This is a genomic window from Beijerinckia sp. 28-YEA-48, from assembly GCF_900104955.1.
Lineage (GTDB): Bacteria > Pseudomonadota > Alphaproteobacteria > Rhizobiales > Beijerinckiaceae > Terripilifer.
The window spans coordinates 394,164-405,136 of record NZ_FNSI01000002.1; the positions used below are offsets into that span (position 1 = coordinate 394,164).

At 59.9% G+C, this 10,973-nt stretch carries 7 protein-coding genes; 3 read left to right on the forward strand and 4 right to left on the reverse strand.

What is annotated here, in order from left to right; translation table 11 throughout:
- Window positions 1-46 precede the first annotated feature (46 nt).
- Window positions 47-2,581: a heavy metal translocating P-type ATPase gene (locus tag BLW50_RS29720; protein ID WP_090710651.1), complete on the reverse strand. Its 2,535-nt coding sequence runs from the start codon at window positions 2,579-2,581 to the stop codon at window positions 47-49.
- 244 nt (window positions 2,582-2,825) lie between these two features.
- Here BLW50_RS29720 and BLW50_RS29725 point away from each other — a divergent pair, with 244 nt between their 5' ends.
- Entirely contained in the window at window positions 2,826-3,032 is a 207-nt protein-coding gene (locus BLW50_RS29725) for a heavy-metal-associated domain-containing protein (RefSeq protein ID WP_090710653.1), read from the forward strand.
- A 69-nt stretch (window positions 3,033-3,101) separates the two neighbouring features.
- Here the strand turns inward: BLW50_RS29725 and BLW50_RS29730 are convergent, their stop codons facing one another.
- Together BLW50_RS29730 and BLW50_RS29735 are read right to left on the reverse strand one after the other, a co-directional pair.
- On the reverse strand, window positions 3,102-6,290 hold the full coding sequence (locus BLW50_RS29730; protein WP_090710655.1) for an efflux RND transporter permease subunit: 3,189 nt from the start codon (window positions 6,288-6,290) through the stop codon (window positions 3,102-3,104).
- A complete protein-coding gene (locus BLW50_RS29735; RefSeq protein WP_090710657.1) occupies window positions 6,287-7,525 on the reverse strand; it encodes an efflux RND transporter periplasmic adaptor subunit in 1,239 nt (412 codons plus the stop codon). Before BLW50_RS29735 ends, BLW50_RS29730 begins: the two co-directional genes overlap by 4 nt.
- A gap of 521 nt (window positions 7,526-8,046) precedes the next feature.
- Between BLW50_RS29735 and BLW50_RS29740 the strand changes: the two genes are divergently transcribed.
- Both BLW50_RS29740 and BLW50_RS29745 read left to right on the forward strand, forming a co-directional pair.
- Complete coding sequence (locus tag BLW50_RS29740) at window positions 8,047-8,589, forward strand: gluconate 2-dehydrogenase subunit 3 family protein (RefSeq protein WP_170850467.1); 543 nt, start codon at window positions 8,047-8,049, stop codon at window positions 8,587-8,589.
- A gap of 5 nt (window positions 8,590-8,594) precedes the next feature.
- Window positions 8,595-10,190: a GMC family oxidoreductase gene (locus BLW50_RS29745; RefSeq protein WP_090710661.1), complete on the forward strand. Its 1,596-nt coding sequence runs from the start codon at window positions 8,595-8,597 to the stop codon at window positions 10,188-10,190.
- A gap of 144 nt (window positions 10,191-10,334) precedes the next feature.
- On the opposite strand, the gene BLW50_RS29750 is transcribed toward BLW50_RS29745, so the two are convergent.
- Window positions 10,335-10,610 (reverse strand): c-type cytochrome, encoded by a 276-nt coding sequence (locus BLW50_RS29750; RefSeq protein ID WP_280141546.1) that lies wholly within the window; start codon window positions 10,608-10,610, stop codon window positions 10,335-10,337.
- Between the last annotated feature and the right edge of the window lie 363 nt (window positions 10,611-10,973).

Below are 10,973 nucleotides of genomic sequence, written 5' to 3' on the forward strand. Positions count from 1 at the left end.
GCAGGAAGAGGAGGATCGGCCCGCCAGGATGGCGGGCCGTAGGTTGCTACTCGGCTGGGGCAAACATAGGAGCACCAACAGCTGTGCCGGTCTCCTTGACGGGCGCCTGGAAGCGCTTCAGCCGCATCGCATTGCCGAGGACGAAGACACTGGACAGGGCCATCGCGCCAGCCGCCAGCATCGGCGACAGCAGCGTGCCGCTAACGGGATAGAGAACGCCGGCCGCGACCGGGATCAGGGCCGCGTTATAGGCGAAGGCCCAGAACAGGTTCTGCTGGATGTTGCGGATCGTCGCCTTCGACAAAGCGATCGCATTGGCGACACCGAGCAGATCTCCAGACATCAACACAACATCAGCGCTTTCGATCGCAACGTCCGTGCCCGTGCCTATCGCCATGCCAACGTCAGCCTCGGCCAGGGCCGGCGCATCGTTGATGCCGTCGCCGACGAAGGTGACGGTGCGGCCGTTGGCCTGGAGGCGCTTGATCGCGTCGACCTTGCCGTCGGGCAGAACTTCGGCGACGACTTCGTCGATGCCGAGCTGGGCGGCGATCGCTTCCGCGGTGCGACGATTATCGCCGGTGATCATCGCGACCTTCAGACCCATGGCCTGCAGGGCACGTATGGCTTGCGGGGTCGAACGCTTGATCGGATCGGAAACCGCGATCACGGCGGCGAGCTTGCCGTCGAGGGCCGCATAGAGCGGCGTCTTGGCCTGCTTGCCCATACGACTTGCGATATCGGCAAAAGTGTCCACGGCAATGCCGAGCCTCGCCATGTAGCGGTCAGCACCAACAGCAACTTGGTGCGGACCAACCTTTGCGCTGACACCAAAACCAGGCACAGCTTCGAAGGCGCTGACTTCACCCAATGAATGGCGTTCAGCCTGAGCGGCAGTGACGATGGCGGCGGCAACCGGGTGTTCGGACTGGGCTTCGACAGAAGCGACGAGCGCCAGGACCTTCGCCCGCTCGAAACCGCTGGTGACTTCGAGATCGGTCATCACCGGCTTGCCGGCGGTGAGCGTACCGGTCTTGTCGAGAGCGACGACCTCCGTCGACTTCAGGGACTGTAGCGCCTCGCCATTGCGGAAGAGCACACCGAGTTCGGCCGCGCGACCCGTGCCAACCATGATCGAGGTCGGGGTAGCAAGCCCCATGGCGCAGGGGCAAGCGATGATCAGCACGGCAACGGCGTTGACCAGTGCGAAGGCGACAGCCGGCTGCGGACCGAAGAACAGCCAGACCAGGAAGGTCAATGCGGCTGCGGCCATGACGGCCGGCACGAACCAGGCCGTCACCTTGTCGACGACCGCTTGGATCGGCAGCTTTGAGCCCTGCGCAGATTCGACCATGCGGATGATTTGGGCGAGTAGTGTATCGGCGCCGACCTTGGTGGCGCGATAGGTGAAGCTGCCGGTCTTGTTGATCGTACCGCCGATGACCTCAGCACCTTCTCCCTTGCTGACCGGGATAGGCTCGCCGGAGATCATCGCTTCGTCGACGAACGAGGAACCCGACAGCACGATGCCATCGACCGGCACCTTGTCGCCGGGGCGCACCTGGATGACGTCGCCCGCGATCACCTCATCGAGCGAGATCTCAACAAACTGACCGTTGCGCTCGACGCGGGCGGACTTGGCCTGCAGGCCCATCAGCCGCTTGATCGCTTCACTGGTGCGGCCCTTGGCCTTGGCTTCGAGAAGGCGCCCGAGCAGGATGAGTGTGACGATGACAGCGGAGGCCTCGTAGTAGATGTTGGCCGTGCCGTCCGGCAACACGCCCGGCGCGAAGGTCGCAACGACGGAATAGGCCCAGGCCGCGGTCGAGCCCACAACGACCAGGGAGTTCATGTCGGGCGCGAGACGCATAAGCGCCGGCACGCCCTTCTTGTAGAAGCGCAGGCCGGGGCCAAACTGGACGATGGTCGCCAGGACGAAAAAGGCGATGTAGCGCGGCTGATCGTCGAAATTCGCCATCAGCCAGTGGTGCAGCGCCGGGAAGGCGTGGGAGCCCATTTCCAGCACGAAGATCGGCAGCGTCAGCACAGCAGCGATACTAAAATCGCGCTTGAGGGTGAAGAATTCGCGCTTGCGGGAGTCCTCGCGACTGTCGGTTCCAGCTGAAGTCGCCGCTGCCTCCGCGCGGCGCGGCTCATAGCCGGCTTTGCGGATGGCGGCGTCAATCGCCGCGCGTGGCGCGGAGCCCGCAAGCAGTTCGACGGTCGCGCGTTCGGTAGCAAGATTGACCGAGGCAGACTTCACGCCTGGAACAGCGGCAATCGCCTTTTCGACACGGTTCACACATGACGCGCGAGTCATGCCCTCTATATCGACTTCAATCTTCTCGACGGGCACGTCATAGCCGGCCCCGCGGATCGCTGCGATGATACCAGCGGAATCGATGGCGCCGCTAAAGGTCACATCGGCGCTTTCGGTGGCGAGGTTGACGGTGGCCGCTGTAACACCCGGCACGGCTGCGATCGCCTTTTCGACACGACGCACGCAGGATGCGCAGGTCATGCCCTCGATCGGGAAGTTTTGCCTGACAGCTGCGGGCGGTATTTGGGGCGCGGCGTTCATCGTTTCTGTCCTCTGTTCGAATTTGATGAACGGAGGCTAGGGCTTCCAGTTACGGGAAGGTCAACAGGAAACGAACAAGATTTTCATCACCTCATTAAGATGCTGTTTTAAAATGATATTTATCGAATTCAGTCAGCGGAGTGTTTGAAGATTACGAGGACGATATGCCACTTGACCTTCCCCTGGCCGGAACGTGCAGCTTCAAGAAACGGCGCTTATGCCGATGACGAGACACGAGAAGCCAATGTTAAAATTGAACGTACCCGACATGACCTGTGGCCACTGCGCCGGAACCGTCACGAAAGCGATCCAGAGCATCGACGCGGGCGCCAAGGTCGATGTCGACCTCGAGACCCAGACCGTAACCATCGAAGCCAATTCCGACGGCGCGGCTTTCGCACACGCGCTCGAAGTGGCCGGCTATCCCGCCACCGTGAGCGGCGCAAGCTAACGAGCTATTTCGGGGGCGGAGCTTCATCTCTCCGCCTCCAACACAGCATTGTCTCTTGCGCTTCACGCGTTAGCCCAGGGGATCGCCTTCGACAGCCGCCACCGCGTTGACCCCGGATTTGGCGGCTCGCCGCAACACCAGCTTTCGGATGACGACGTAGAACACAGGCGTCAGGATCAACCCAAAGAATGTCACGCCCAGCATGCCGGCGAACACAGCGATGCCCATGGCATGGCGCATCTCCGCACCGGCTCCCGTCGCAACGACCAGTGGCACGACACCCGCGATGAAGGCGAGTGACGTCATCAGGATCGGCCTCAGACGCAGGCGTGCCGCTTCGAGCACAGCTGCAACAGGAGCGCGACCCTTCTTTTCCTCTTCATGGGCGAACTCGACGATCAAAATGGCATTCTTGGCCGCAAGACCGACCAAGACGACAAATGCGATCTGGGTGAAGATGTTGTTGTCGCTATTCGAGAGCCAAACACCGACGATGGCAGATAACAACGCCAACGGCGCGATCAGCAGGACCGTGAAAGGCAATGACCAGCTGTTGTACTGCGCTGCCAGGATCAGGAAAGCCAGCAAGACCGCGAGCGGAAACACAATCATCGCCGTGTTTCCAGCCTGTTTCTCCTGGAAGGTCAGATCGGTCCACTCGAATGTCATGCCGGCAGGCAGCGTCTCACGCGCGATCCGCTCGATCGCCGCTGTCGCCTGTCCGGACGAATAGCCCGGCGCCGGACCTCCTGTGAGATCGAACGAGGGATAACCATTGTAGTGCATCACCCGGTCTGGTCCCGAACTGGTCACGACAGCCGCAAGGGCCGCGAGGGGCACCATCTCGCCTGCGGCATTGCGAACCTTCAGGCGCGCAATGTCGTCTACTTCCGCGCGGAATGGCGCATCCGCCTGGACGATCACGCGATAGGTGCGGCCAAAACGGTTGAAATCGTTTGCGTACAAAGAGCCCAGATTGACTTGCAGTGTCTCGAAGATGGCCGTCAACGGAACACCTTGTGCTTTGGCCTTAACCCGATCGAGATCGACCTGAACCAGCGGCGCGTTCAACTGGAAGCTCGCCATCATGCCGGTGAGCTCCGGCGCTTGCGAAGCCTTCGCTATGATCTCGCCCTGCACCTTGGCAAGAGCTTCAAGCCCCAGGCCGGCGCGGTCTTCGATCTGGAGCTTGAAACCGCCGATTGTTCCGAGCCCTGGCACTGGCGGTGGCGGAAAAATGCCGACGAAACCGTCCGGAATCTGGCTGTACTTGCCCATCAGCCGTCCAGCGATCGCATTGGCCGAAAGCGACGGATCCTTGCGCTGGTCGAATGGATCGAGCATAGCGAAGACGACGGCTGCATTTGGCAGGTTGACGAAGCCGTTCACAGAGAGCCCCGGAAAGGCCACGACGCTTTCAACGCCCGGTTCCGCCATGGCGATCCTGGACATTTCTTTGACGGCAGCCTCCGTCCGATCGAGCGATGCCCCAGACGGCAGTTGGGCAATACCGACGAGATAGTATTTGTCCTGCGCAGGTACGAAACCGGTCGGAATGCTCTGGAACCCCATCCAGGTCATTCCGACAAGTCCTGCATAAAGTGCCAGGATCACACCGCTGATGCGGATGGCGCGCCGTGCCGCGCCGACATAGGCGTTCGAGGCCCTCTCGAAAAAGCGATTGAACAGGCGAAAGAACCAGCCGAAGGCGAAATCGATGCCACGGGTGAGCCAATCGCGACTTGACCCGCCGTCGTGCGGCTTCAAGAGAACGCCCGCCAGCGCCGGCGAAAGCGTCAGCGAGTTGATCGCCGAAAGAACGGTCGAGATCGCAATCGTGACGGCGAACTGCCGATAGAACTCTCCCTGAAGGCCCGACAGAAATGCGGACGGAATAAATACCGCGGCGAGAACGGAGGTGATCGCGATGATCGGCGCGGTCACCTCGTCCATCGCCTTGCGGGCCGCTTCCTTCGGCGTTTCGCCAAGACCGATGTGCCGTTCGACATTCTCGACGACAACGATGGCGTCGTCGACCACGATGCCAATCGAAAGAACGAGCCCAAACAGCGACAAGGTGTTGAGGGAGAAGCCTAGTAGATACATTACCGCAAGCGTGCCGATAAGCGATATGGGCACGGCCGCCAGCGGAATGATGGAAGCTCGCCACGTCTGCAGGAACAAGACAACGACAATGACGACGAGAATGATCGCTTCGAGCAATGTCTGCACGACAGCCGCCAAGGATGCGCGCACGAAAACGGTCGGATCGTAAGCAATCCGGTATTCCAGACCCTCCGGAAAACCTCGTTGCAGCTGCTTCATCTCAGCCCGCACGGCATTCGAGACGTCCAGTGCATTTGCACCGGGTCGCTGAATGATCTGCATCGCGACGGCCGGCTCACCGTCGAGCAGGCTACGCAACGCATAGGCATCAGCACCGAGACCAATCCGCGCCACGTCGCGCAGGCGCACGATCTGCCCGTCATCGCCCGTCTTGATCACTATTTCGCCGAATTGTTCCTCGCTGGACAACCGCCCCAGCGTATTGACCGTGACCTGATAGCTGGCCGCATCGGACGGCTGCTGGCCAACCGAGCCGGCGGCAACCTGGACGTTTTGCTCGCGAATGGCGGCGACCACATCCCTTGCGGTTAGTCCGCGTGCGGCAATCTTGGCGGGGTCCAGCCAGATGCGCATGGCATATTCACCAGCGCCCCATATGAGGACGTCGCCGACTCCTGGTAGGCGGGCGACTGAGTCGCGGACCTGAAGGGTCACAAAGTTGGAGATATAGAGAGGGTCATAGCGTTTGTCGGGCGATACAAGATGCACCACCATCAGGACATCGGGCGACGTCTTTTGGGTCACGACGCCGATGCGTTGAACCTCCTCGGGCAGGCGCGGCAGCGCACGCGACACGCGGTTTTGCACCTGGATCTGGGCAATGTCGGGATCGGTGCCTTGAGCGAAAGTGACGGTGAGCGTCATTCTGCCGTCTGTGGCAGCCTGTGAGCTCATATAGAGCATGCCCTCGACACCATTGATCGACTGCTCGAGTGGCGAGGCCACAGTCTCCGCGATCACCTGCGGGTTGGCTCCCGGATAGCTGGCTGTCACCTGCACGGTCGGCGGGGTGACGGACGGATATTCGCTCAACGAGAGCCGAAACAATGCTATCGCTCCCGCGATCAGCATGAGGGCCGAGAGGACAATCGCGAAGATCGGACGATTAATAAAAAAACGTGGCAGGTTCATCGACGGGCCTCCTGCGTGTCGCCATTGGCAACGCCGCCACCTGAACGCAGATCGAGCGCCATCGCGATCCGGTTCGGGATAACCTGCATGCCAGGGCGGACAAGCCCCTTAATGATGATCGTGTCCCCAGGGTTGAGGCCGCTTGCAACGACGCGCAGTCCCTGGTTCATCGCGCCCAATTCAACCGGTCGATATTCGACCTTGTCTTCGGCCCCCAGCACCAGGACGTAGCGGCGTCCCTGATCGGTTCCGACCGCCTGGTCATCGATGAGAACGGTCTCTCGGGGCGCGCTCGTCGCAAGTTTCACCCGCGCAAACAGCCCTGGTGTAAGTCGGCCGTCGGGATTGGCTAGTACAGCTCGGGCGCGGATCGTCCCGGTACTACGATCGATGCGATTCCCGAGGAAGTCCAAGGTGCCTGTATGCGGATAGCCGCTCTCGGCGGTCAGCCCGACTTCCACCGGGAATGAAGTGCCTTTGCGCCCAACGGTCTCGGGACGGATTTGGCTCAGAAAACTCAGGTAGGTCGCTTCATCGATATCAAAATAGACATATACAGGGTCAACCGACACGATCGTGGTGAGCAATGTCGCCGCAGCTCCGGATGCCCCGGTGACGAGGTTTCCTTCCGTCACAAGTACCCTGTCGACACGTCCGGCGATCGGGGCGGTCACCCGGGAATAGGAAAGATTGAGCTTGTTTGCAGCTACTGCTGCCTTCGCCTCCAGCACCTGTGCTTGCCGCTCCCGCTTCCTGGACAAGGCGTCATCAAAGGTCTTGCTAGAGATGGCTCCGGTCGGGAGCAGCCGCTGTGATCGGTCGAGATCAGTCTCGGATTGAGAAAGCAGAACCTCGGCCCGTTGCAGTTGCGCCTCCGCGTTCTGGAGCGCAACCTCAAATGAACGAGGGTCGATCTGGAAGAGCAACTGGCCCCGCTCAACGAGGCCACCCTCCGGCACGCTGACGGATTCAAGCATACCGCCGACACGCGGCCGTAGCTCGATCGTTTTGGTGGCTGCGACGACACCGGTAAAATCCGACGATCGCGCGATCATCCGCGTGACGACTTCGGCGACCGGGACCTGCGGTGGTCGCGGGGTCATCGACACGCTCTTGCCAGTTTCGCTCAAGGTCAGTGTTTGGCTGACGATGGCGGGTATCCCATTGAGATAAACAAACACCGCACAGCCTACGGCCGCTAAAGTGAAGAGCAATATCTTGAACTTCCTAGTCATTTAACCGCCTCGTCGTCAGAATGCGCGACGTCTGCGACGACACCGCTTGATGATGTCTGGCGACGCTAGTGCTTTCAGTGACTGGAAGGTCAACAGCCGGTTTGGGGCGTTGTGATCTGGAGCGTGAAAGAGGATTGGAGGCGATCCGATCGAAATCAACCGGTTTGGTACAGAAATTGTCGACCCCGCCGCCAACGCCTCCTCGCGGGCGCCGGCCGGAAGCGCAGTAATTAGAATGCTCGAAATCGTCCCGCGGAGGATCCCGCGATCGTCAGAAGCAATATGATTTCAATGAGCCTCGTGGAAATTCCGGCATGCACGGATGAGGGAGCGTCGATAGCATCCGTTAGCTCTGCTCCCATCATGGCTGCCGCGCGCATACCCAATGCATTGCAGGGTTGCTCCAGCGAGCTAGCCTGGAACATTTTCTCCGTCCAATATTAGAGCTAGTCTAAAGAAGTCTGGGCTTGAGGGGGCGGATGTTTCCGTCCGCTGCGGGTTTTGTGGGAGACATTATCCTCATGGATCGCCGGCAATTGTTGAAAGTCAGCGGCGCGTCGTTGGCCGTCGCCACCCCCCTGTCACTCTTCAATCCGCGCGAAGCGCGGGCGAAAAACCTTCCCTTTAAAATCCTGTCTCCGGACGAAGTCGCCGCGGTCGAGTCCCTTTCGGACGCGCTTGTTCCGGGCGCGCGGGCCGCTGGCGTCTCACATTACATCGATCATGAGCTTGCAAGTCCCTCCCCTCGGCTGATGCTTCGCTTTGCGCAACTACGCGGGCCGATGGCGCCGTACTATCACGGCGCTCTCGCTGCGTTCGCATCTTCGATGAAGGCGCAGGGCAACAGCCCGTTTTTATCGCTTTCGCCTGATGCACAACACACGTTCATCGAAGCTTTGCGGACCGGAACGATCAAGCCATGGGATGCTGGCGCGGTGGCTTCACCGGTCTTCTACGGGATGATGCGCAACGACGGTGTTGATGTCGTCTACGGCTCCGCCGACGGCTTCAAAGCGTTGGACATGCCGTACATGCCCCATATCATGCCAAAGACGACGTGGTGACAACAATGGCGACTGCAACACAAAACAAAACAAGCGCGCAGACCCATGATCATGTCGATGCGGTCGTGGTCGGCTCAGGTGCCGCGGGCGCGCTCGTCGCAGCGAAGCTGGCGGCCCAAGGCAAGAAGGTCATCATCCTCGAAAGCGGACGGTCGGTGCTGCCACCCGACATGATCAGTTCCGACATTTATGCGCGGTCGCTGCACTGGGGCGGCGGCATGGCGGAGCTTGAAGTCACGCAGCCGGTGACCATCCGCACTTATTTCTCGACCGGTTCGCAGACCGGCGGAACGGCGGCGCATCACTACGCGGCCTGGTTCCGTCTGCACGAAGAAGATTTCCACATGAAATCGACGTTCGGTCAGGGTAACGACTGGCCGATCGCCTATTCGGATCTGCGCACATACTATGACCGGATCCAGGCAGAAGTCGGCATGGCGGGTGACGCGGAAGCTGAAGTCTGGCGACCGGCCGGCGATCCGTATCCGATGCCAGGATTGCCGGCATTCCAGGCGGCACAAGTTCTCAAACGCGGCTTCGATAAGCTCGGTTTGCGGACGGCGCCACTCCCCGTGGCGATCAATACGAGCGAATACAAGGGGCGAGCTTCGTGTCTATACGACGGTTGGTGCGACGCTGGCTGCCCGATTGGAGCGCTCGCGAACCCGCAGACGATCTATCTGCATGAAGCGTTCCAGCATGGCGCCAAGCTCGTGAACGACGCACGCGTCACCCGTGTGTTGACAACGTCGAACGGCAAGCGCGCCACGGGCGTCGAATATGTCGACCCTAAGGGAGCTCTACGGACGCAGTACGCCGATCTTGTCGTCCTTGCCGCGCTCAGCCAGACACCGCGCATCATGTTTAATTCGACCAATGGCGCCCATCCGAACGGGCTCTCGAACCGCAACGGCATGGTCGGCAAGTACATTCTCGTCCACCCGACGCTCAACGTCTCCGGCCTGTTCGAGGACGAAACGGAGCCTCATCAGGGCGTGAGCATCGGTCTAATGGTATCCCAGGATGATTATGCCAAGGATCCGAAAAAGGGCTATCTGGCCAGCTATCAGTGGCTGGCGGCTCAAGCGATGAAGCCGAATGGACTGAACGGCCTCGCGGCGTCGCGGCCCGATATTTACGGAGCTGCCCTCGATCCGTGGATGAAACGTGCGGCCAAGCACTACGCCGCCATCCAGATGGTCGGCGAGATGATTCCGCGACCAGAGAACCGGATCGAGCTGTCGAGCGACAAGGATCAGTTCGGCTTGCCATTGTCACGGCTGACGATTGCTTTCAGTGACAATGAACGGGCGCTCTACAATCACGCCTCGGCAGTTGGAAAATCGATCTTAACTGCGGCGTCCGCGACAGAAGTATGGGCAAGCCCCCTCGTCAATCAACACTTCATGGGTGGAACGATCATGGGCACGGATCCTGATACGTCGGTAACCGACAGCTACGGAATCACACATGAAGTTCCCAATGTCATGATCGCGGGCAACACACTGTTCCCGACGTCGGCCGGGGTCAATCCGACATTCACGACGCATGCGATCGCATTGCGGGCTGTCGAGCACGTTCTTTCGAACTGGCCAGTGTAGGCGTCGCGGCGCCTGAAATACATCAGCCTCACTCGAATGAGCCGATAAGGGCCACTGGATTCTGGCCCGTCCCTTAATATGATCATGAGGCAGCGCTGAATCCTCTACGCGACCTCCAGACGCGCGCCCTGCCCTAGCGTTCCCTTACAGGCTTTTCAGAAAATTGATGAAGTCGCTAATGCCCTGCGGGTTCTCGATCTTGAAGATCGGCATCCGGGGATGGGATGTGGACAGGCCCTCGGCAAACGCTTCTTCCAAACTGTCGAGCGGATAGCGATTTTTCAACTCGCGAAAGGGCGGCGCTTCCTTATCGGTGCTCTCCGAGCGCTTGTCGATGGAATGGCAGATCGCGCAGTTAGCTTTGGCCATCTGCTGTCCTCGGCGCACGCTCGAATTCGGCGCAGCGTGCGTGCTCGTCATGAGGAATGATCCAAACAAAATAGATATTGCGACCAACCCAGCCCGCATCTTCGCCCCTCAATTTTATCAATCGCCCCGAGAAAGTAGGTGCGCTTATAAGCGACAGCAGAAATTTCCTCAATAAGGAACAAAAGAGCCCGTCATTGGCGAACCGGATGGCAGAGAGTGCCGAAACAAAGATAGTCAATACGACGATACCATTCGTCGCTTTCGGTCTGGGCAAAGAGTTTCCCGGCATGACCGGAGCTCTCACCGCACTCATGAAATCGCTGTAAAGGATCTGCTTGGACGATGATCAACCACGGGCGAATAAAACGAACATAGACGGCGGCTTGGCTGGAGCGAAAATTTTAAACGTCTTCG

What these genes read in the sequence shown, in the direction of transcription:
- BLW50_RS29720 (WP_090710651.1), bottom strand. Translation starts at nt 2,581, where the DNA reads ATGAACGCCGCGCCCCAAATACCGCCCGCAGCTGTCAGGCAAAACTTC.
- BLW50_RS29725 (WP_090710653.1), top strand. Translation starts at nt 2,826, where the DNA reads ATGTTAAAATTGAACGTACCCGACATGACCTGTGGCCACTGCGCCGGA.
- BLW50_RS29730 (WP_090710655.1), bottom strand. Translation starts at nt 6,290, where the DNA reads ATGAACCTGCCACGTTTTTTTATTAATCGTCCGATCTTCGCGATTGTC.
- BLW50_RS29735 (WP_090710657.1), bottom strand. Translation starts at nt 7,525, where the DNA reads ATGACTAGGAAGTTCAAGATATTGCTCTTCACTTTAGCGGCCGTAGGC.
- BLW50_RS29740 (WP_170850467.1), top strand. Translation starts at nt 8,047, where the DNA reads ATGGATCGCCGGCAATTGTTGAAAGTCAGCGGCGCGTCGTTGGCCGTC.
- BLW50_RS29745 (WP_090710661.1), top strand. Translation starts at nt 8,595, where the DNA reads ATGGCGACTGCAACACAAAACAAAACAAGCGCGCAGACCCATGATCAT.
- BLW50_RS29750 (WP_280141546.1), bottom strand. Translation starts at nt 10,610, where the DNA reads ATGACGAGCACGCACGCTGCGCCGAATTCGAGCGTGCGCCGAGGACAG.